Raw genomic sequence first — 21862 nt, 5'->3', positions numbered from 1 at the left:
AGAAAAAAACCCCCGAGGAGGGGGTAGGAATTATTTCACTTCAACAGCTGATCGTTTAAGATCAGATGGATCTTTTTTCTCAAAGTAAGTATTTGTCGATTTTTTACTTGTGAGCGTGACTGTATAAGTATATTTTCCAGCACTTTCTTTCACAAGTACATAAGAATCTTTATACTCTGCATCTGAATTTAATGAATCTTTCATTTCATCGATATACTTACTTAATGATTCTTTACGAACTGGAACATCGGTACTAACTGCTGTTGATTTAATTTCGTTTCCACCTTCGTTGATTCCCAAGATAATTGATTCACCTGCTTGAATCGGATTTGACGAAGTATACAACTTCGCAGCCGATACTAATTGCTTCGCATCTGAAACGACTGCATCCTTACGCGAGTTCTCGATCAAACCACCGATTGCGACGACAGCGATTGCTGCAATGATTCCTAAGATAACGACGACGACGAGTAACTCGATCAACGTCAGTCCGCGCTCATCACGCATTTGTTTTGCATCTAACCAGATTTCTTTTAACCGTTCTACCATTTCATTATGCCTCCCTAGTACTTTTTTACTGTTCTTGGCTAGTAGGTAATACTATCCAGACGAATACTATTATAGTAGCACCATATTTTTTGTAGATTATGTCTTTTTTTCACAACAGGTAAATGTTTTTACAGTTGTCAACTTGCTTGAATATCCGAGTAAATTTTAAACATCGGTACGACGACGGCAATGACGATGACCCCGACAATCGCGGCCAGCACAACGATCAGCAACGGCTCAATGATCGACTTTAAACGGTCCGTCGTCGTCTCGACCTCGGTTTCATAAAAGTTCGCGACCTCCGTCAACATGGAATCAAGACGCCCTGATTCTTCACCGATTGCAATCATCTGCGTGACTAGAGGTGGAAAATATTTGTTTTTCTCGAGTGGTTCGTGCATCGGAATCCCGCGTGCCATCGCTTCGTTGGCACCGGCAATTCCTTTACGGATGATTCGGTTCGTGACGATCCGTTCCGTGATATCAAGCGACGCCAAAATCGGAACCGATGCGTTCAAGAGAACAGACAATCCACGCGTCATCAAGGCAATTTGTGACTTTTGAATCAATGGTCCAAAGACTGGGATCATCAATAAGAATCGATCAAAGAATAAACGTTGCCGTTCGTTTTTCAAATTGAAATACAGTAGACCAATCAAACCGAATGCAATCAACAGCATCACCCACCAATAGGCGACGAAGAAGTCCGACACCGCAACGACGAGTTTCGTGATCAACGGCAGTTCACTCCCGAGCTGATCGAAAATTGACGCAAACGTCGGCACGACGTTCATCATCAAGAAGACGACGACACCAACGGCGACAAGCGAAACGACTGCTGGGTAAATCAACGCCGAGATGACCTTCCGTTTGATTTCATATTGTTTCTCAAGTTGAGTGACGATGTTATCGAGTGCTTCCTCAAGATTACCACTCGCCTCTCCCGCCATCGCCATACTGACGAAGAATGTATCAAAGACACGAGGGTGCTTTTCGATCGCTTGCGAAAACTGGATCCCACTTCGTAAATCGTCCTCGACCTCAACAAGCGCGCGTTCGAGTGGTTTCGACTCCGTCTGTTTTCGGAGAATTTCTGTCGCCTTGACGATTGAGACACCGGACCGCACAAGAGTCGCGAACTGACGCGCATACATGACGAGGTGTTCGATTTTCGGTTTGGCACTGAGAAACGTAATCTCGGTGTTCAAGCCTTTCGATTCTTGTTTTTCAAGCGAGGTCACAGCAATCTGATCCGTCCGCAACCGTTCTGCGGCTTCTCGTTTCGTCAGCGCTGTAATTTTGCCTTTTTTTCGTTTGCCGGCAATCGTCCGACCTTCATAAATGAATACTGCCATGTGTTCACCCCGATATGTACGGTGATGCAGCAGAAGCCGGAATCAATCCCCGACTGACGAGATCCTGCAATGCCATCTGCATCGTCTGCATGCCGTATTGTTTACCCGTCTGCAGGACGGATTGAATCTGATATTCCTTACCGGTCCGAATTAAGTTCGAGACAGCTGGTGTATCGACCATGATCTCAAGGGCTGCGACGCGTCCTGAACCGTCTGAACGCGGCATCAGGCGTTGCGAGACGACGCCCGCAAGAACGTTCGCCAGTTGAGCCCGAATCTGATCTTGTTGCTCTGACGGGAAAACATCGATGATTCGGCTGACTGTCGAGGCAGCCGTCGACGTATGGACCGTTGCAAAGACGAGGTGACCTGTCTCTGCTGCTGTCACGGCGGTCGCGATCGTTTCAAGGTCCCGCATCTCTCCAAGCAAAATGACATCCGGATCTTGACGGAGTGCTGACCGTAACCCGGTTGCGAAACGTGGCGCGTCAATCCCGATTTCCCGCTGATCGATAAGGCTTTTATGATGACTATGTAAATACTCAATCGGATCCTCCAGCGTAATGATCCGTTTATACATCGTCTGATTAATTTCATTGATCATCGCTGCAAGCGTCGTCGATTTTCCGGAACCCGTCGGACCCGTCACGAGAATCAAGCCGTGTGGTTTCGTTAAGAATCGTTTTAAGACAGGCGGTAACGCTAATTGCTCAAGCGTCGGCACCTCGGTCGGAATCGTCCGAAACGCCATCGACAAAGCGCCCCGTTGGTAAAAACAGTTGACCCGGTACCGAGCGACACCGGTCACACCGAACGAAAAGTCGATGTCCCGGTCCTGTTTCAGTTGTTGATACATCTCTTCCGTGATCAGTGATTGCACAAACCCATCAATGATGATCGGTTTCATCTTTTCTGTCCCAAACGGTGTCAACGTTCCGTTGATTCGAAAGACGGGTGGTGATCCCGCCGTCAAGTGAACATCGGACGCTCCTCGTTCTTTTGATGAGCGCAAAATATCTTCGATTTGTGCCCGTTCCATCGTACTGTTCATTCTGAAATCACCGTCCGTAAAATCTCTTCTGTCGTCGTGATCCCGTCTGCGACCTTTGATAGACCATCTGCTAGCAGGAACCGTTGACCTTGTTCCTTGACGTACGCCGTGATATCACTTTCCGTCGATTGGTTCATGATCATCCGGCGCAACACTTCATCGACCATGATGACCTCTTGAATCGCAACCCGTCCACGGTACCCCGTCATATTACAAGACGAGCAACCACGTCCACGCATGACCGTCGTCGCTTCGATTCCCTCTTGATCAAATAACTCTTGTTCTCGTTTCGAAATCGGATGGACTTCGCCACAATCACGGCAGACGCGGCGAACAAGTCGTTGTGCAATCAATCCACTGACAGAAGCAGCAACAAGGAACGGTTCGACACCCATATCAATCAATCGCGTGATCGAACTAACGGCAGAGTTCGTGTGTAAAGTCGAAAGAACCAAGTGTCCTGTCAACGAAGCACGAATAGAAATCTCAGCCGTCTCGATGTCTCGAATCTCCCCGACCATGACGACGTTCGGATCCTGACGAAGGATCGAGCGAAGACCACTCGCAAACGTCAACCCAATCTTCGCGTTGACTTGAACTTGATTGATCCCATCGACCTGGTACTCGACCGGATCTTCAACAGTGATGATGTTGCGCGACTCGTCATTCAACTCATTTAACGCAGCATACAACGTCGATGATTTACCGGAACCGGTCGGACCGGTGATCAAGATAATCCCATTCGGGCGCTTCAGCATCTCTCGGAACTGTGATTCGTTTCGCGAACTAAAACCGATTTTTGAAATCGAGATGTTCGAGTTCGAGCTGTCAAGAATCCGGATAACGACCTTCTCGCCGTAAACGGTCGGCAAGGTCGAGACACGGAAATCATATGGTAATCCGTTAAAGACATATTTAATCCGTCCATCCTGTGGCAAGCGTGACTCGGTGATATCGAGTTCACTCATGACTTTGATCCGGGTCGTCAGAATGCTTTGAATCTGCTTCGGATAGTTGTTCTCCGTTCGTAATTCTCCATCAATCCGAATCCGGATCGTCATCGACGTTTCCTGCGGATCCATATGAATATCCGATGCACGCTGGGCAATCGCGTTCTCTAGAATTTGATTGACGAGCCGGATGATGGGTGCATCTTCACGCGTCACGACATCACGGGATTGATCCGACTCCATCATGTCGTCGGATTCGAGTAGCTCCCGTAACGACGAATCAATGTCGTAGTATTTCAGGATTGTTCGTCTGATTTCGTCACGCGTCGCGATTCCGACATCGATTGATAGACCGGTCTGCATCCGCAAATCGTCGATCGCGATCAAATCCATCGGATCCGCCATGGCGATAAATAGACGATTTCCTTCCCGGTAAACCGGGACGAGTGTATGTCGCTGTGCGAGATCTTTTGAAATCAGTTTCGTGACGGCGACGTCAACTGGATAGTTGTACAGCTGGATGATCGGAATCTTCAATTGGTGATGTAGCGCCTCTAGTAATTGTTGTTCCGTCAAGTGACCAAGTCGAAGGAGTGCATCCCCGAGTTTTTCGGTCGACCGTTTGACCATCAACGCCTCTTCGACTTGTTGCTCCGTCACGAGGCTTTCTTCGATCAACATTTCCCCTAAACGTTTTCGTTTCATTGCCATTTAACGTGTCATCCTTCCGCGTGCCATGTTTCTTCTTCCTCTAACACATCCGGTTTTTGATGTTTTTCATCCATTACACTCGTTACCGCTGCCGTCAACAGACATAAGACGACAATTCCGACGAGAACGAGTGGGTTCGTAATCCAGTCGAGCTGGATGCTGAAGTAGATCAACGTCACGATCAAGATCGCCGCAACGGATAAAATCGCCTTTGTCGTCACAGTCGTCACGTAAGGGATCGTCACCGCAAACATCAGACCACAGATGATTGTCGCTAGACCGATGATGATACCGAGTTCAATTGCTATCGTCGTCCAGTTCATCTTGTTTCCTCCTTCTTATCCGACAGGTTCCCCTGTTGTTTCACCTTCTACTGGTGAAGCAGGATCACCCGTTTCGTTATTGTCAGGTGTATCGGGTGACGTCGGACTTGTCGGAGACGTTGGTGTATCTGGCGTCTCGACGCCATCTGTCTGCGGTTCATCCGTCGTTTGATCGTCTGTACCGTCTGTATTCGTTGAATCATTGGAATCATTCGTATCCGTCGAATCATCGGAGTTCGTGTCGTCTTCCGGTTCAGGTACGACGACAGGTGCTTGTTCTTCTTGACTACTCTTTGTGACGATTGCTGGGATGGCTGCGTAGAAATCAAGAGACAATAACTGCTTCTTCTCACCTTGAGCCGTCTTCGTCACGCGATAGACTTCAATCGATTTCCCTTCTTCTCCCGCTTGTGTATCACTCGTCGTTCCAGCTGTAAGCGTTGCAGAATAACGTGTGATCGTCCGGAATGGAATCGTTTTTTCGCCTTCAAGGACGGTCGTGACTGTTTCCTTGAACGGTGTGCCTCGCAATTCAAGCGTGACATCACTTCCATTTTGGGTCGCAATGACACGATAAATTGATGCTTGTGTATTACGAACGGCAAAATCTGTTTTTTCATCAATTTTGACGTCATATCCTAGTGTGATGCCATCTGGTAATGCCGCATGCGGCATCCGTTCGACGATTTCAAATGGCGTCTTTGCGAACAGTTCGTATAACTTGCTACCGACATACGAGCCTGCGACTGCATCCATACCGTACGTCTTGACATTCATTAATTGTCCCGGCTTGATTTCCACATTCATCATTGCCGTGATCATCTGTTCTTCAGCAGCAGACCGCGTCGAGAATGAAACCGTTGAAACGACCTCACCTGTTGGATCGACTGCAGCTTCCGATTGAGCAGGATCAAAGTTTCCTTCCTGTAACGTTTTACTCGTATCGATTAACCATGTCTTAAAGGCAACGAGTTGCTCATCCGAGTAACTGATCGGCTGCGTCGCTAAAAAATTCTCAAACGATGCTTCATCTACCGTTACCATCAAGTCTCCACCTTTTTTCAAAGAAGCTTTTTTGACAGAATCAGCGGCGTTGATCGTCACGACTTCTGTTGGAATCGGTGTCGTCTCTTCTCCCGTTCCAGTCGTCAGCGGCGTTTTCTTCGTCCACTCCGTAATCGCTTTCTCAACTTTCGATTGTGCTTCCTTTCGATCCATGCCACTAACTGGAACCGATCCAATTCGTGCCGTCTCAGAAAACGTCGTAGGTGCCGTTGCTTTACCGGTAAAGGAAATCAAGGCAAACGATGGTACGTAAATCAGGGCTACCAGTACAAGTAGCAAAAGTGTATGTATAGCAAAACGCTTCGGATTAATCATCATCTGTTTCCTTTCTGTATGAATTTAATCATTTCAGGTGCCTAGTATTTCCATTATAATGAATATTATGATGAAACATAAGTCCTATCCTGACAAATCCTTTCATGATCTGTGAATAGGTGCTGTTTTTGATTTTCTAGAAAAATCATTTAGGATCTTTCATCTTCATCTATCATGAAGTAGAGGTGAATCCATGCAACGCGAGCAAGGCGGTTTTTCGCTAATCGAAGTATTAGTCAGTATTACGATCTTATCTATTATATCGGTCTCTCTGATCAGCATTTTTTCTCAGTCACTAGCTGCCTCACGCGACAGTACGGAGTTGACGTTTGCGAATTATCTGGCAAAAAACGCAACCTCTTATATCAAACGAGAAGCTTTAGAAGCGACAAGTGATGAACCCTTCGCCTTCAGTTCTCTATCTACACAGGCAGACAAAGCGACTTATCTGAATGGAAAATATGTCATTCCAGAGCCCACGTCTCCTTCTTGTGAACTATCGGCTATTTGCTCATCAATCTTTACTAATCCTGAAATCAATAATATTGCCTTTGAAGTCAAATACAGTGTGACACCTCGGAAACTCGAAGGAGTCGTTAATCCGAATCTCCTCGACCTCCATGTATTCGTCTACATAGAAGGAACAACTGAACCGATTACATCATTGAAAGGATCGATTACGAATGCGACGCTCAATCAAAGTTTTCCGACAACAAAATGACGGCTTCTCGCTCGTCGAACTACTCGTCGCCATCGTCATTGCCTCGATTTTCAGTGCTGTCATCCTGACTGTGTTCATCTCTGGTACGAAAAGCTTTCGGGCAACTGGAATCATCAGTGAACTGCGTAGTGAAGCTGATAGTCGAGTCGGTATCATATTAAACGAAATCAGTGGATTTGATGCGATTCGGATCGATGAAGCAAAACAGTTATCGTTTTATAAACGAACACTTCCTGTTTTGAACGCAGACACTGGATTACTTGAACGCGCCAGTGGATTTGAACCTTTTAACGCAACAGAAGAAGCATCTGCTTCAGAGAAGGAAGCGACACCCGTCCGTTATACGTTCGCAGAACAAACTTTAGACAGCACCGAACTAACGTACGAATCGACACCACAGTCGATCGACGACCAAACGGAATTACTTCAAACGTTCAAGTTATCGAGTCCCGAGTATCAAACCATTACATCAGGAACATATCCGGGGCGCTACGTCATTCACGGTATTTTAACGATTACAACTACAATTCAATCGACAGATCAAGAAGAAGTCCAGACCTTCACGAGTACGATTGGATTTTAACTCAGAAAGGAACACGGTATGCGTAAATCCGAACAAGGCTATACATTACTTTTCGTTCTTGTGACTTTAACCGTCCTGTCTGTCCTCGCTGTTGCGACGATTGGCATCAGTTTACAGTCAACTCGCCTAACCGAAATCCGCGAGACGGATATCGATGTCGAGACGACGACACAAAATGATCTTGATTTAGCAGTCGCCTCCCTCCAGAATATCGTTTCAAAGACGACTGGGACTTCACCAACGACTTCTTCTCAAGCATTATTTGAGAATCTCGACAGCTCTATCGTCTTACCCTTAAAAACAATCGTTCCGAACGTGACCGTCAAGCTAAATGAAGCCGCATCGAACGTTCGTGTCAAAGCGCTTGATTTAACAGCGACAGTTTCAAAACAAAAAGGCGATCAGCCAGCAATCAAAAAAACGTATCGACAACGTGTCTATTTGTCTGCGATTCCTAGTTTTTTGTACTATACGTTAGGTTCAGATGATCAAGTCATCTTAAATGGCGCTCCCTTGATCGAAGGTAATATTTTTTCCCGCAACGCCCTGCAAGCAACTGCGACCCCGATATTTAAATACAACGATGAGGATGGGATCTTCACTAATACCAAAGCACTTCCTTATATCGCAGGTCAGGTACGCGTTTTTCAAGAGAAGAATCAGCCATTACTGAAGTGCGGAGATTACCTTGTGTGTGATAAAACGATTTTTGATCCGAAAGGTGCAACAGAGCTAGTATCAACGAAAGAAACACTCGTTCCGTTCGATTTTGATTATGCGTTGAACGACTTTCTGAAACTACCGGTGAATACGCCTCTTACACAAGTCGCGTCTACATTGAAAAACTCCTCGATTCCACAATCTATATTAACGGGACCTTTTTTAACAGAACTTGATACAAAGCGACAAATGATTAGTCCAGCATTAAACACAGGCAATACCGTGACATTGACAGATGATCTTGTTCAAGAAACACTCGAACCTTTAATCATTAACGGGAACTTAACGATCTCTTCCTTGAACCCTTTGACCCAGCCGCTTGAGATCAAGCGTCCTCTCGTCGTTCTTGGCAACTTACTGATTCGAGGAAATGTTGGATTTGCAACGACGATTTATGCGACCGGAACAAGTCGTCTGGATGACGCAAACATTCAAGGGCTGACTTCAACAGCTAAACAAAATACATTGATTTTACTCAGTAAAGGAAATCTCGTCATTAACCGCGTCAATAAATTTTCGACGCCCCAAACAACTACACCTGATTTAAATGCCTTTCTATATAGTGATGACAATCAAAAAAATACGATTTACTCTGTAGGTTCGACGATGAATGTACGCGGTGGTATTTTTACGAAGGGTAATCTAGAAGTCAACGCCTATCGTGGAAAATTGGACTTACCAGAAAATGCGTTTCCTGCAAACGTAAGAGAACTCGAAAAACTGATGGTCGCTAACAAATCATCTGACTTTGAAGCATCCCGTCTACGTATGGCGTATGATGCGACGGTATTAAAAAATCCAACAGCCTTACTTCCACTTAATCGAGCGGTCCAATTGTATGTCGAAACACCAAAACGCGTTCAACCGTAACACACATAAAAAAGAGTCATTCGCTTGCGACGAATGACTCTTTTTTGACTAGAATTTTGTTGCTCGGTATTCCTTAGCGAACTTTTTCACCTTTTTGCTTTCTACCGTTGCACCGTTCTGTTCTAACATGGCGTACAAATCTTTTCGATTTTGTTTGACCGTTTCATAGACAGGTTTCTCTTTCCCACGATTCGAATCAGCTCCTGCTTCTAACAACAGTTCAATCGCTGCCTCATTTTGATCTAGTGTCGCATAAAAGAGTGGTGTATGACCAAAGTCATCGATCCGATTGAGCTCTTTTTTCGACGCTTTTTTTATCAAAAGAGCATACGCATCAATCGATCGATTCACACTCGTTGCAACATGAAGAACCGACTGACCTTGTGCATTCAATTGGCTGATTTTTGCACCTTCTGCCAACCATTCAGCGACCGTGCTACGCGGCGCGAACTGCGCCGCATAAAACCAGTTCGCTTTATTTTTTACGGTCTGCTCATCAAGAAGGAGTTTTGCTTTGTCAAAAGCGAGTGTTTCCTGGAAGCGACGGATGTAACGATTTTTCTCCTTTGTTGATAAAGAAGCATCTTTTAATGCGTTCGCAAGTCGTTCTGGTTTTTCTGAACGCAGTCCTTGTTCCAGTGCTGCTTGTTGATTTGATTTCGTAACATATATCGCTCCCCCGATTCCAATAATGATTAAAATCAAGAGGATGACAATGATTCGTTTGCGTTTCATAGATAGCGTCCCCACTTCTTAATAAACATCTCCATCCAAGTCTGACGTTCCTGACTCAGAACCGATCGTCACCTTGAATGTCGTCGTTAGTGGTGTTTTTTGATTGTCTTTCATGACTTCGAGCACATCTTTGTTTTCTTTTAATGCCGTTACTTTGATGCGTGCCACACCTGGACGAAGTGGTTGTAGCGCTTGTCCTGTCGGATCAATTTTGACGTACTCCTTACCCTGAAGCACTTCCAACCGATAGAAGCGTTCTGTCGTCGTCACTGGGAACCAGCGCAGAATCGGTGATTTTTTATCATCCTTCATCGTCATCGCGATATCATCGGCTGTCAGATTGAGTGGGTTCTCACGTACTCGTACAAGCGTCTTCGCGACTGTATCCGGGAAATCAGTTAACTTCAACAACGCTTCGACCGGTCCGTTTGGTGTGCCGGTTTTACCCGTGATCGTATAACCCGATGCCGTCTGTTTCAATTCAATTGCATTACTAACAGTTGAAGTCGTAAATGGTAATGGATAGTTCGGATTGAATGTCGCCGTTACATCTTGATTCGATCCAACCCACAGTTCCAGATTACTTGGGGAAACGGATAATTCTGGCAACTTGACTTGAATCGTATACGTCGTTGATTGGGCAAGATAAGTCGAGCTTCCAGCTGTCGCAGGTACGACGGCTTTGACCGTGACTGTGCCTGGTGTTTTTCCTGTCAACTCCAACGTATTCTTAGTTAAGCCACTTGTCGTAACACGCGAATCATTCGTTATGATCCACTGAATCGGCGTATTGCTTCCCGATACCATCGAAGCGATTCCTGTCATTGATTTTGTTTCGCCGACATATAACGTATCTGGCACGTTTCGGACGATGAGTCCTCCGAACACATCATTGATGACAAGTTCAGAAGTCGCCGTCAACTCTTTACCGTTTCCGACTGGTACGACGAGTTTAATTTGTGTCGTCCCGACTTTTTTCGGCTTGATGACACCAGCTTCATCGATAGATGCGATTTCTGAATCTACGATTGACCATTTTAACGTGCCGTACTGACTACCTATAGGACTGATTTCTGGTAAAACTTTATATGATGGTGTCGTGATATCCATCTTGACGGACGGAATTTTCGCACTTGTCGCATAGGATGGTGTCAGTGCATAACCAATCGTCGGAAAAGCTTGTGGATCATTGGTGACAGTTGTTGATTTATCTTTTCCGTTCTTTTTATCTCGGTAGACGTTTTTCGTTGATGTCAGCGTATTATCTTTTTTATCAAGCACATGAACTCCTGCAGTGTCTTTGGCACGCACTTTGACAGTGAATGTTACTTCTGATTGATCTGCGATCCATTCCCCTTTATGAACACCTGAAATCGCCTCATCGTATTCGATATCCGGTAGTCTCCCTTTTATCGTCTGACCAGTTATATTCGTTCCTGTCAGACCCGTCGTTGAGAGTATCTCAAGGTTACTAGGAAATTGTTCATTGAACAGGATATTTTCCATCGTTACTGAGAATTGTCCCATGATGTATCCGTTGTTACCAATGGCATCCTTTTGCATCATCGGAGACGTTTTGACGGTGTAGGTGATATCCGCTGTTTCCCCTTTTGGAATCGTAGCTGGATCAATCGAGCGCGAAAGGACGAAAGGCATAGATGCAGCGGGACGAACGACTTGAACCGTTCGTGTCTCAATTGTTTTGGCTCCTCGTTGATCCTCTGCTTCAATCCGGATCGTCACACTCGTCTTCCCTTTGAGCTTTGAATCGAATGATTGACTAACGAACGAGTTATTTTTCAATTTATTGTTTTCAAAAACTTTCTCATCATCAATGTAGATGCGCGTCTTTAACTCACGATCTTGTAGGTCGTAGTCGTTGACTTGATACGAGATCGTCAACGGTTCGTTCTCGAGGTAACTTGATTTATCCGTTGGTAAGATATTCTTGATTAAAGGCTTATGGTTCGCACCAATGAAAGCACGGTACATCGTGTTTGAGAATAGTTCTTTTTCTTGTTGTTGATTAAAGCTCGAAGTATGCCCTGCTCCTGAATACGTAACGTTTCCTTTGGTATACATATAATAGTGGTTGCGTGCATCACCAATTGTTCTTCCGGCAGCCTGATTCGAACTACTGAGGTTGTTTTCACGGATGTTATACCATGGAATCAAGTCCGGTTGTTCAAGATCCAGACCAAAGTATTGATTGTGTGTCGTTGCGATAGCAACCGTATCAGCTAAGGCAAATGGATAAGAAGTCATGACGCCCGCATTTTGTTTGACTGCTTGACCCGATGTTCGAGGTGCCGCGTACCCCATGTTCGTAAAGTTCTTTTGACCTGCGAGATCTGCAAACTTTGTTTCCCAGAATAGCTCTGGTTTGCTGGATTGTGCCGGTCTAAAGATCGTATCATGTGTCAGCATCAATCCTTGCTCCGTATTCGTGAAGTTAAGAATAGCATCTGATGCAGGATTACTGAGTGAAGCGGCACCATACGAATCCTGAAAACCAAAGATTAGCATATCGTATGCTGTATTGAGATTTTTCGTTGAGTATGTTTTGTTGAACGTGTCCGCAGAAATGACTTCTACATTGAAGTCATATAACCCATCTTGTTTTAGTAAAGTTCCTGAGTTCATAAAACCGTTGATTGAACCGGTCGTTCCAGAACGCGTGACTTGTAAAATTTTCGCTTTAGCTTCTTGGTCCTGCATCAAGAAACTACCACTTTTGTAATCTACAAGTCCATCTTTATTACTAATTTTAAGTTTCCAGTTTCTTGGTCCCGTATAACTAGGAGTATCAAAGGTGTATGAAATTTTTCCAGAAGTACCTTTCATCTCTTTAGCCCAAGGTATAACTTTTTCTGATTCATCAAATTGATCGTTACTATCAAAATCAATATATAAGTCTACAGAAAATTCATTAGAATATACATTTGTGACTTCGTATGCAAATTCAATTGATTTGTTTGGAACAGCCATATTTCTTTTATCTACACTCATTAATGAAAGTCCATCTTGCGAGACTGCTACCTTACTTAAGCGCGGTCGCTCGATTTTTTCTTCTTGCAATCGAAGAACTGCCTGTTTTGTATCTGTATAAACAATTGCATCACCCGATATCGTGCTTTGCTTAAAAATCGAAGTGAAATTACTTGTTTCATGTGTTAACACATCAGCGTGTAAAAAGACTGGTAATCTTTTTTGAATATAGTACGTCAAAATTTCATTCGCTTTTAACTGCGTAATATCATTTTCAATTCTACTCGTATTATGTTTTTTGGAAGTATCAGATACTTTGACAGAATACCGATCTTCTCCCGTAAAAACAGACGGATCAAAAACGATCGCATCAAATGCGCCATCAAGTGGAAAACGAGACGCATTCAACTCTTTGACCGTCATCATCTTGATTTCATATTGACTAGTATTCAAGTCTTTTAACAGTGACAACGATGTAATGGTCGTTCCCGGATCAATCCGGTTCGTCGTCGACCAGTCATCTCGAATCTCTAAAATCTTAAACTTTTCACCCGTTGCCGCTTTGGAATGTGGCTCATGTATATACGTAAAACTTGAAAAAATCAGTAAGATGGCTAAGGCTAGACGGACCCACTGTTTCATCACTTATCGTCTCCTCATCGTGTCATTGAGATATGGGACTATACTCCCCCATTTCATTATAACGAGAGAATGCGGATTTTCCCTATTTTGTAAAAATAGAAGCGTGATAATGCCGCACTTCACTGATGAAATAGAGTGATCCCGTCACGACGTATGTCCGGTTTACTTCTAATTGCTCGAAGAATGCTTCGACTGTCGTTACGTTTGCTCCGTCTTGCTTCAACTCATCAAGTGTCCGCGCACGCGGAAAATCAAATGTCGTTTCGTAAATATCTGGTGTGATGTTGCGTAACTGCTCAAGCATCGCTGTCCGATCTTTGTCACGCAAAATCGAACAAAGCAACGTCACCGGCTTCGATTCCTCTTTTAAGCGTTCAACGAGTGCCGTGATGCCTTCCGGGTTATGGGCACCATCGAGAATGATCCGTGGTTTGCGGGAGATGATCTCAAACCGTCCCGGATGTTTTGCTTCCCGTAATCCTTTTCGGATTGCCGCTTTCGACCAGCCGAGGCGCCGCGCACAAATGACAGCGTTCGCCGCATTATGAACTTGATGATGGCCTTCGAGCCCTAAGCGTGTCTCTGGTATTCCATCGTATGTCGCCCAGGTACCCGTCTCTTTTAATCGATAACGGATGATCGCTTCCTGACTCCATTTCAACGTTGCATTTCGGTCACCGCAATATGCCATTAACGGCACCGTCAGTTCTTCTTGCAGTTTCCCGGCAATGACCGGTGTCCCCTGTTTAATGATCCCGAACTTTTGTAAGGCGATCTCTTGGAGCGTATCTCCGAGAATCGCTTGATGATCGTGGCCGATTGATGTGATGATCGCTGCGACCGGCTTCTTGAAGACGTTCGTCGAATCATACAACCCACCGAGTCCGACTTCATAGATGACGAAATCGGGACGAATCTGATCAAAATAATAGAAAGCAAGTCCTGTTAATGCCTCGAACTCAGTGACCGTACCGAGTGCCGGATCGATGCGCCCGATGGCAGCTTGAACAGCGATCGCAGCTGCGACGAGATCATCTTCTGCAATCGGTACCCCGTTCAACATGATCCGTTCCTCGAACTGAATGATATACGGCGACGTAAACGTCCCGATTCGTAATCCTTCCGCTATCCCCATCTCACGTAAGAACGCAACCGTCGATCCTTTTCCGTTCGTGCCAGCGACATGAATCGTCGGAATCGCGTCCGGGTCAATCTGTAATCCCAGTAACATCGCCTGCATCCGTTCAAGACCCGGTTTGACACCGAATGCTAGTAAGCTCGATAACCAATCCAATACATCTTCTCGCGTCCTCATGCTGTTCGCTCCTTTAAAAAAAGTGGCTCAAGGAGACTTGAGCCACTGCTGTAATTAGTGTGAGAGTTCGTTGATACGTGCTTCGACAGCTTGACGTTTTTCCGTATAATCAAGTGCCTTCGCTTTTTCTTCATCAATGACATGTGCTGGTGCTTTGCCGACGAAGCCAGGGTTGTTGAGTTTTTTCTCGACCCGTTCGACTTCTTTCGTATACTTGACGAGTTCTTTATTCAAGCGCGCGATTTCTTCCTCGATGTTGATCAAGTCCGCGAGTGGGATGAACAATTCTGCTCCCGTTACAATCGCACTCATTGCTTTTTCTGGCGCCGGCATCTGTTCTTCAATCCGGAGTTCAGACGCGTTCGTGAACTTTTGCAAGTACGAGCTGTTTGACGACAAGTCGTCTTGAACACGTGCGTCATTCGTCGAGATGAACAGTTGGATCTGTTTCGACATCGGTGCGTTCACTTCCGCGCGGATGTTACGAACCGAACGGATGACGTTCTGAACTGCTTCGAATGCTGGAACAGCTTCCGGGAAGTCGAGTGATGCCTCGCGTGTTGGCCATGCAGCACGTGTGATCGTCTCACCTTCATGCGGTAAGTGTTGCCAGATTTCTTCCGTGATGAACGGCATGAATGGATGCATCAGACGCATGATCCGGTCGAGCGTATAGGCAAGAACCGAACGCGTCGTCTGCTTCGCTGCTTCATCTTCCCCGTTGAGCGGTAATTTCGCCATCTCGATGTACCAGTTACAGAAGTCTTCCCAGATGAAGTGATAGAGAATACGTCCCGCTTCACCAAACTCATATTTGTCCGACAGACGCGTCACATCGTCGATCGTCGTCTGTAAGCGTGTCAGAATCCATTTATCTGCGAGTGACTTCTCGCCTGTCAAATCGATCTGATCAAACGTTAGACCATCCATGTTCATCAAGGCAAAACGGCTTGCGTTCCACAGTTTGTTCGAGAAGTTCCATGTTGCTTCGATTTTTTCCCAGTAGAAGCGGAGGTCGTTCCCTGGCGTTGATCCTGTCGTTAAGAACCAACGGAGTGAATCGGCACCGTACTTCTCAATGACATCCATCGGGTCGATTCCGTTCCTGAGGGATTTCGACATCTTGCGTCCTTCCGAATCACGAATCAATCCGTGGATCAAGACGTCTTGGAATGGACGTTGTCCTGTGAATTCGTACGATTGGAAGATCATCCGTGATACCCAGAAAGCGATGATGTCATAACCCGTAACGAGTGTCGATGTCGGGAAGTATTTTTGATAATCGGCTGCGTCCGTATTCGGCCACCCCATCGTCGAGAACGGCCAAAGCGCTGAAGAGAACCATGTATCGAGGACATCGTTGTCTTGCTCCCAGTTCTCGATATCGGCTGGTGCTTCCTTGCCAACGTAGACTTCGCCTGTTTCTTTATGGTACCAAGCCGGAATCCGGTGTCCCCACCAGAGTTGACGGCTGACACACCAGTCACGGATATTTTCCATCCAGCGTACGTACGTGTTTTCAAAGCGTTGTGGAACGAAGTTAACCTTGTCTGGCCCTTGTTGCTCCTCAAGTGCTTTTTGCGCGAGTGGCTCCATTTTAACGAACCATTGGAGTGAGAGATACGGCTCAACGATCGCGTCTGAACGCTCCGAGTGACCGACAGAGTGCAAGTGTGGTTCGATTTTGATTAGAACACCTTCTGCTTTTAAATCTTCAACGATTTGTTTTCGGCATTCGAAACGATCCATGCCTTCGTATTTCCCTGCGTTCTCGTTCATCGTTCCATCTTCATTCATGACGAGGACACGTGGTAACTCGTGACGGTTACCGACTTCGAAGTCGTTCGGGTCGTGTGCTGGTGTGATCTTAACGACACCTGTACCGAACTCCATGTCGACATAGTCATCGGCAACAATCGGAATCTCGCGACCAACGATTGGTAACGTGATCGTTTTTCCGACGAGGTGAGCATAACGCTCATCCTTCGGGTTCACGGCGATCGCTGTATCACCGAGCATCGTCTCAGGACGTGTCGTCGCTAGTTCAACGTGACCTGAACCGTCCGTTAGTGGATAGCTGAAGTGATAGAACGCACCTTCGATATCCTTGTAGATGACTTCGATATCCGAGATCGCTGTTTTCGTCGCTGGGTCCCAGTTAACGATGTATTCGCCGCGGTAGATCAAGCCTTTTTCGTAAAGTTTCACGAAGACTTCTTGAACCGCTTCCGACAATCCTTCGTCGAGCGTGAAGCGTTCACGCGAATAATCGAGTCCAAGACCAAGTTTTGCCCATTGTGCACGGATCGTTGACGCGTACTCTTCTTTCCATGCCCATGATTGCTCAAGGAATTTCTCACGACCCATTTCAAGACGTGATTGTCCTTCTGCCCGCAGTTTTTGTTCGACTTTTGCTTGCGTCGCGATACCGGCATGGTCCATTCCTGGTAGATAAAGGACGTCAAACCCTTGCATCCGCTTCATCCGTGTCAGCATGTCTTGTAACGTCGTGTCCCACGCGTGACCAAGGTGCAATTTACCTGTGACGTTCGGTGGTGGAATGACGATCGTGTACGGCTCTTTTTCTGGATCCTGATCGGCTTTGAAATAGTCACCTTTCACCCAAAAGTCGTACCATTTTTCTTCCGTTGCCTGCGGATCATACTTCGTTGGCATTGATAATTCCTGCATCCTGATCGCTCCCTTTTTGTCCATAATAAAAACGGCTTCTCTCGTCCTATGCTAAGGACGAAAGAAAGCCGTTGCTTTTTTCCGCGGTACCACCTTAGTTCATCCAAAATTGGATGCCCTCGAGCCACGTAACGTGTGGAGGACGGATATCGCTCGTAAGACTCACGATACCAGCTCGTGGGGTGACCTTCCTCCTGTTCGCCCGTCACATCTTTCAGCCAAGGATGTGTTCTCTACACCGGTACGAATACAGGACTACTCTTCCCGTCATCGCTGTTGCCATTTTCTTCTTTACTCATTTTAGCCGAGAGTTCAAGTAATCGTCAAGAACTGCTTAACGACCAAATTCAACTTGGAGTTCTTGGAACGTCAATTCGACGGCTTCGATCGTCCGTTCGATGTCTTCGTCCGTATGGGCGATCGACAGGAAGAGACCTTCGAATTGTGACGGTGGTAAGAAGACACCACGCGCCGCCATCTTTTGATAATACGAACGGAACATCTCAAGGTTCGATGTTTTCGCTTTTTCGAAGTTCGTGACACGTTCATTCGTAAAGAAGACACCAAACATCGCGCCTGCGCGGTTCGTCGTCAGCGGAATGTTATATTTCGCCGCAGCATTCAGGTAGCCTTCTGACAAACGGCTCGCTTTCCGGTCGAACTCTGCATAGTGTTCTGGTTTCAATTGTGTCAATGTCGCTAGACCCGCTGCCATCGCGAGTGGGTTCCCGGATAATGTACCCGCTTGATAGATTGGACCTTGTGGTGCGATCTGTTCCATAATGTCACGACGTCCGCCGTAAGCCCCGACTGGCATGCCGCCGCCGATGACTTTACCGAGACATGTGATGTCCGGTGTGACACCGAAATGTCCTTGCGCACAGTGGAATCCGACACGGAAACCGGTCATGACTTCGTCAAAGATCAATAAAGCGCCGTTTTCCGATGTGATCTCCCGTAAGCCTTCGAGGAAGCCTGGTTCTGGTGGCACGAAGCCCATGTTCCCAGCAGCCGGTTCGACGATGACACCAGCGATATCGTCGCCGTGTTTTTCGAACGCGATCCGGACAGCGTCCAAATCGTTGTATGGAACCGTCAGCGTCATGCTCGCGATTTGCGCCGGAACGCCTGGTGAATCCGGTAGTCCGAGTGTCGCGACACCTGACCCTGCTTTGATCAAGAGCGAGTCGCCGTGACCATGGTAACAGCCTTCGAATTTGAGGATTTTCGTCCGACCTGTATAGCCGCGTGCGAGACGAAGGGCAGCCATCGTCGCTTCTGTCCCTGAGTTGACCATCCGGACGACTTCGACCGATGGAACACGGCTGATGACGACTTCCGCCATCGCTGATTCGATTTCCGTTGGTGTCCCGTAGCTCCAGCCACGTGTCGCTTGTTCTTGGATCGCTGACGTGACGATTGGATCGGCGTGACCAAGGATCATCGGTCCCCATGACAAGACGTAATCGATATACTCTTTTCCGTCGATATCATAGAGCTTCGATCCTTTCGCATGATCTGCGAAAATCGGTGTCATCCCGACCGATTTATAAGCACGAACCGGGCTGTTGACGCCACCCGGCATGAGCGGGAGCGCCCGCTCGAATGCTGCTTTTGATTTTGAGTTCTGGTTAATTAAGCTCATTTCGACCCCTCCAGGTAACGACAAATGTCTTTTGCGAAATAGGTGATGATTAAATCAGCGCCTGCTCGTTTAAAGCCAAGCATCGTCTCAAGGACGATTCGTTCTTCGTCGATCCAGCCGTTCAAGGCTGCTGCTTTCACCATGGCATACTCACCCGATACGTTATAGGCGACGATCGGTAAATCGATTCGTTCACGCACATCACGAATGATATCCATGAAAGCGAGCGCTGGTTTGACGATCATGAAGTCAGCTCCTTGATCGACGTCCGCTGTTGCTTCACGGAACGCTTCACGACGGTTCGCTGGATCCATTTGGTAGCCTTTCCGGTCGCCTTCTCCTGGTGCGGAGTTTGCCGCATCACGGAATGGACCATAATAAGCAGACGCATATTTAACGCCGTAGCTCATGACAGGAATATGGCTGAAGCCATTCTCGTCCAACCCTTGGCGAATCGCTGCGACGAATCCGTCCATCATTGATGATGGAGCGATGACGTCAGCACCCGCCCGTGCTTGCGAGATCGCTGTCTTGACGTGGAGCGGTAATGATGCATCATTATCAACCGTACCATCGGCGACGATACCGCAGTGACCCGTTGACGTATATTCACATAAGCATGTGTCGGCAATGACCGTTAGCTGCGGTGCAACATTCTTAACGAGACGTGTCGCTTCTTGAACGATCCCATGATCGTGAAACGCACCTGATCCTTGCTCGTCTTTTAAATGGTCGTGCGGAACACCGAATAAGATGACGGATTCGATTCCAAGTGCAACGACTTCTTCGATTTCAGCCGTCAAGTGATCGAGTGATAAGTTGAAGACGCCAGGCATCGAGCTGACTTCGCGTTTGATATCTTCGCCTTCAGCGACGAAGATCGGATAAATCAAATCTGATTTATGCAATTGATTCTCGCGGACGAGTGACCGGAGTGATGCGGTATGACGCAAACGACGGTGACGTGCGTATTCTAATGTGTTCATGCTGATTCCTCCTCAATGATACGATCAATCATGCCGTCTACCGTGAATTCACGGGCGACATGGATCGGTTGAAGTCCGGCTGCTTTTGCTGCTTGCTCCGTAATCGTCCCAATGACGATGAACGTCGTCTGTGGGGATAATGGAGCAATCGCTTCGACAGCGGAAGGACTCTGCAGTCCAATATAGGCGGCAGTTCTGACAAGTGCTTCAGGTAGCCGACGGGTGACGGTTTCATACGTGATGATATCTTCGACCGTATATCGATTCAGTTTTCGTAACTGATCGACCGGTGCTTGCCGGGATCGGTTCCCTCGTGCAAAGACGATATGATCGCCGTCAGACAAGTGTGGTCCGAGTTCTGCGACGAGTGCGTCTCCTGTAAAGGTCGACGGACAGAAGTCTGCTGTTCGACCGTACTTCGCAAGTGCGTCTGCCGTCTTTCGTCCGACGACCGCGATACGCGTTTCTGCTAATTCAGGCAACGCATCAGCAATCCGGTGGACACCATTCGGACTCGTCACGATGAGCCAATCAATTCCCTTCGGCAATGTAAACGAAACCGGTCGCGTTTCAATGACAGGATAATGCACTGACTCGATCGCGACGGCGCGCAGTCGCGCCATCTGCTCGGTCGTCGGTGGTCGGCTGCCCGTGAAGAGTACCTGCTTACAAGTCATCCGGAAGTGTCGCGAGAATCTCACGACCGCCCGAAGCAAGCAGACGTTCGGCAACATCTTGACCGAGTTGCATCGGGTCTAGACCTGATTCGCGCTCGAGTAGGATTTGCTCTCCATCGACGGATCCAATGAATCCGACGAGTGTCGTTGACATGTCTTCGTTGATCGTTGCAAATCCACCGACCGGAACGTGACAACTACCTTCGATCGCCGCTAAGAAAGCGCGCTCTGCGTAAGCTACTTTTTCTGTCATCTGATCATGGATCAGGTGCAAGAGATCACGTACTTCTTGGTCATGTTCGCGACATTCGATACCGAGGATTCCTTGACCGACGGCTGGAATCATGTCATCTGTCGAGAGATATTCCGAGACGACGTCTTCAGACCAACCCATCCGTTGTAGACCAGCTGCTGCGAGTAGGATCCCGTCAAACGGACCATTCTTTAATTTATCGAGTCGTGTGTCGATGTTTCCACGAATCGATTCGATTTTTAAATCAGGGCGGAGTTTTAGCAATTGCGAGCCACGACGTAAGCTACTCGTACCGACAACCGCACCTTCCGGCAAGGAAGCAAGACCTTCGCCTGTTTTCGTAATCAAGGCATCACGCGCATCGACACGCGCTGGTGTTGCACCGATGATGAGACCGTCCGGTAATTCAGAAGGTAGATCCTTCATGCTGTGAACGGCAAAATCGATTTCTTCGTCAATCATCTGTTGCTCGATCTCTTTTACGAATAATCCTTTACCGCCGACTTTCGAGAGCGTCACATCCAAAATACGGTCCCCTTTTGTGATGATGTTCTTGATTTCGAACTCATACGGCGCGCCGGCTTGTTTCAACTGGTCAATGACCCATTTCGTCTGTGTCATCGCTAGCTTCGAGCTTCGCGATCCAACAATGATTTTTCGCATGCTAAAATCCCCCTGTACAATGATAAAGGGGCGGCACAAGTCCGCCCCATGCAT

Annotated in this window: 17 protein-coding genes and 1 other annotated feature; of the genes, 3 read left to right on the top strand and 14 right to left on the bottom strand. The window is 46.9% G+C overall.

Translation table 11 applies throughout. The features are described from left to right. Positions 1-30 precede the first annotated feature (30 nt). From KNQ06_RS03350 to KNQ06_RS03325, 6 genes are all read right to left on the bottom strand, one after another. Positions 31-549 (bottom strand): type II secretion system protein, encoded by a 519-nt coding sequence (locus KNQ06_RS03350; protein WP_215083839.1) that lies wholly within the window; start codon positions 547-549, stop codon positions 31-33. 137 nt (positions 550-686) lie between these two features. Then, complete coding sequence (locus tag KNQ06_RS03345) at positions 687-1904, bottom strand: type II secretion system F family protein (RefSeq protein WP_215083837.1); 1218 nt, start codon at positions 1902-1904, stop codon at positions 687-689. 4 nt (positions 1905-1908) lie between these two features. After that, positions 1909-2955 carry a type IV pilus twitching motility protein PilT gene (locus tag KNQ06_RS03340; protein WP_058703845.1) on the bottom strand — a complete coding sequence of 349 codons (1047 nt, stop codon included), beginning with the start codon at positions 2953-2955 and terminating at the stop codon, positions 1909-1911. Then, complete coding sequence (locus KNQ06_RS03335; protein ID WP_195864660.1) at positions 2952-4616, bottom strand: GspE/PulE family protein; 1665 nt, start codon at positions 4614-4616, stop codon at positions 2952-2954. Before KNQ06_RS03335 ends, KNQ06_RS03340 begins: the two co-directional genes overlap by 4 nt. Before the next feature lie 8 nt (positions 4617-4624). Beyond that, the gene (locus KNQ06_RS03330) at positions 4625-4939 is read right to left on the bottom strand and encodes a hypothetical protein (RefSeq protein ID WP_029342268.1); all 315 of its coding nucleotides are present in this window, start codon (positions 4937-4939) and stop codon (positions 4625-4627) included. 15 nt (positions 4940-4954) lie between these two features. After that, on the bottom strand, positions 4955-6322 hold the full coding sequence (locus KNQ06_RS03325) for a G5 domain-containing protein (protein ID WP_251133289.1): 1368 nt from the start codon (positions 6320-6322) through the stop codon (positions 4955-4957). Positions 6323-6512: 190 nt separating this feature from the next. Here KNQ06_RS03325 and KNQ06_RS03320 point away from each other — a divergent pair, with 190 nt between their 5' ends. Genes KNQ06_RS03320 through KNQ06_RS03310 form a run of 3 tightly spaced genes read left to right on the top strand, consistent with a single transcriptional unit; the run spans position 6513 to position 9213 of the window. After that, positions 6513-7040: a prepilin-type N-terminal cleavage/methylation domain-containing protein gene (locus KNQ06_RS03320; protein WP_029342270.1), complete on the top strand. Its 528-nt coding sequence runs from the start codon at positions 6513-6515 to the stop codon at positions 7038-7040. Continuing rightward, the gene (locus KNQ06_RS03315; protein WP_215083832.1) at positions 7003-7623 is read left to right on the top strand and encodes a prepilin-type N-terminal cleavage/methylation domain-containing protein; all 621 of its coding nucleotides are present in this window, start codon (positions 7003-7005) and stop codon (positions 7621-7623) included. The genes KNQ06_RS03320 and KNQ06_RS03315 overlap by 38 nt, the downstream gene beginning before the upstream one ends. A gap of 18 nt (positions 7624-7641) precedes the next feature. Further along, positions 7642-9213, top strand: a complete 1572-nt coding sequence (locus tag KNQ06_RS03310; protein WP_214805248.1) for a type IV pilus modification PilV family protein — start codon at positions 7642-7644, stop codon at positions 9211-9213. 48 nt (positions 9214-9261) lie between these two features. Here the strand turns inward: KNQ06_RS03310 and KNQ06_RS03305 are convergent, their stop codons facing one another. The 8 genes from KNQ06_RS03305 to hemC form a co-directional block, all read right to left on the bottom strand. After that, positions 9262-9948 (bottom strand): ankyrin repeat domain-containing protein, encoded by a 687-nt coding sequence (locus KNQ06_RS03305; RefSeq protein WP_214805249.1) that lies wholly within the window; start codon positions 9946-9948, stop codon positions 9262-9264. 18 nt (positions 9949-9966) lie between these two features. Beyond that, a complete protein-coding gene (locus KNQ06_RS03300; RefSeq protein WP_215147330.1) occupies positions 9967-13578 on the bottom strand; it encodes a DUF5057 domain-containing protein in 3612 nt (1203 codons plus the stop codon). Positions 13579-13660: 82 nt separating this feature from the next. Beyond that, positions 13661-14893 (bottom strand): bifunctional folylpolyglutamate synthase/dihydrofolate synthase, encoded by a 1233-nt coding sequence (locus KNQ06_RS03295; RefSeq protein ID WP_214771060.1) that lies wholly within the window; start codon positions 14891-14893, stop codon positions 13661-13663. A 54-nt stretch (positions 14894-14947) separates the two neighbouring features. Next, complete coding sequence (locus KNQ06_RS03290) at positions 14948-17584, bottom strand: valine--tRNA ligase (RefSeq protein ID WP_483299324.1); 2637 nt, start codon at positions 17582-17584, stop codon at positions 14948-14950. Between the two features lie 50 nt (positions 17585-17634). After that, positions 17635-17864: a binding site (T-box leader), on the bottom strand. A gap of 54 nt (positions 17865-17918) precedes the next feature. Beyond that, complete coding sequence (gene hemL / locus KNQ06_RS03285) at positions 17919-19229, bottom strand: glutamate-1-semialdehyde 2,1-aminomutase (RefSeq protein WP_214771063.1); 1311 nt, start codon at positions 19227-19229, stop codon at positions 17919-17921. Further along, complete coding sequence (hemB, locus tag KNQ06_RS03280; RefSeq protein WP_215147328.1) at positions 19226-20215, bottom strand: porphobilinogen synthase; 990 nt, start codon at positions 20213-20215, stop codon at positions 19226-19228. The genes hemL and hemB overlap by 4 nt, the downstream gene beginning before the upstream one ends. Beyond that, complete coding sequence (locus KNQ06_RS03275; RefSeq protein ID WP_214723757.1) at positions 20212-20892, bottom strand: uroporphyrinogen-III synthase; 681 nt, start codon at positions 20890-20892, stop codon at positions 20212-20214. Before KNQ06_RS03275 ends, hemB begins: the two co-directional genes overlap by 4 nt. Continuing rightward, entirely contained in the window at positions 20882-21808 is a 927-nt protein-coding gene (hemC, locus tag KNQ06_RS03270) for a hydroxymethylbilane synthase (protein ID WP_023468972.1), read from the bottom strand. The genes KNQ06_RS03275 and hemC overlap by 11 nt, the downstream gene beginning before the upstream one ends. Between the last annotated feature and the right edge of the window lie 54 nt (positions 21809-21862).

Origin of the sequence: Exiguobacterium sp. s91 (assembly GCF_018618915.1) — a bacterium.
GTDB classification, from domain to species: Bacteria; Bacillota; Bacilli; order Exiguobacteriales; family Exiguobacteriaceae; genus Exiguobacterium_A; species Exiguobacterium_A abrahamii.
The sequence above is the reverse complement of the archived record's forward strand: the minus strand, read 5'-3'. Positions and strand labels throughout refer to the sequence as shown.

Coding starts and splice junctions, on each gene's coding strand:
- KNQ06_RS03330 (WP_029342268.1), bottom strand. CDS start 4,939: ATGAACTGGACGACGATAGCAATTGAACTCGGTATCATCATCGGTCTA.
- hemB (WP_215147328.1), bottom strand. CDS start 20,215: ATGAACACATTAGAATACGCACGTCACCGTCGTTTGCGTCATACCGCA.
- KNQ06_RS03335 (WP_195864660.1), bottom strand. CDS start 4,616: ATGGCAATGAAACGAAAACGTTTAGGGGAAATGTTGATCGAAGAAAGC.
- KNQ06_RS03305 (WP_214805249.1), bottom strand. CDS start 9,948: ATGAAACGCAAACGAATCATTGTCATCCTCTTGATTTTAATCATTATT.
- KNQ06_RS03290 (WP_483299324.1), bottom strand. CDS start 17,584: ATGCAGGAATTATCAATGCCAACGAAGTATGATCCGCAGGCAACGGAA.
- KNQ06_RS03315 (WP_215083832.1), top strand. CDS start 7,003: ATGCGACGCTCAATCAAAGTTTTCCGACAACAAAATGACGGCTTCTCG.
- KNQ06_RS03320 (WP_029342270.1), top strand. CDS start 6,513: ATGCAACGCGAGCAAGGCGGTTTTTCGCTAATCGAAGTATTAGTCAGT.
- KNQ06_RS03350 (WP_215083839.1), bottom strand. CDS start 549: ATGGTAGAACGGTTAAAAGAAATCTGGTTAGATGCAAAACAAATGCGT.
- hemL (WP_214771063.1), bottom strand. CDS start 19,229: ATGAGCTTAATTAACCAGAACTCAAAATCAAAAGCAGCATTCGAGCGG.
- hemC (WP_023468972.1), bottom strand. CDS start 21,808: ATGCGAAAAATCATTGTTGGATCGCGAAGCTCGAAGCTAGCGATGACA.
- KNQ06_RS03295 (WP_214771060.1), bottom strand. CDS start 14,893: ATGAGGACGCGAGAAGATGTATTGGATTGGTTATCGAGCTTACTAGCA.
- KNQ06_RS03310 (WP_214805248.1), top strand. CDS start 7,642: ATGCGTAAATCCGAACAAGGCTATACATTACTTTTCGTTCTTGTGACT.
- KNQ06_RS03275 (WP_214723757.1), bottom strand. CDS start 20,892: ATGACTTGTAAGCAGGTACTCTTCACGGGCAGCCGACCACCGACGACC.
- KNQ06_RS03325 (WP_251133289.1), bottom strand. CDS start 6,322: ATGATGATTAATCCGAAGCGTTTTGCTATACATACACTTTTGCTACTT.
- KNQ06_RS03300 (WP_215147330.1), bottom strand. CDS start 13,578: ATGAAACAGTGGGTCCGTCTAGCCTTAGCCATCTTACTGATTTTTTCA.
- KNQ06_RS03340 (WP_058703845.1), bottom strand. CDS start 2,955: ATGAACAGTACGATGGAACGGGCACAAATCGAAGATATTTTGCGCTCA.
- KNQ06_RS03345 (WP_215083837.1), bottom strand. CDS start 1,904: ATGGCAGTATTCATTTATGAAGGTCGGACGATTGCCGGCAAACGAAAA.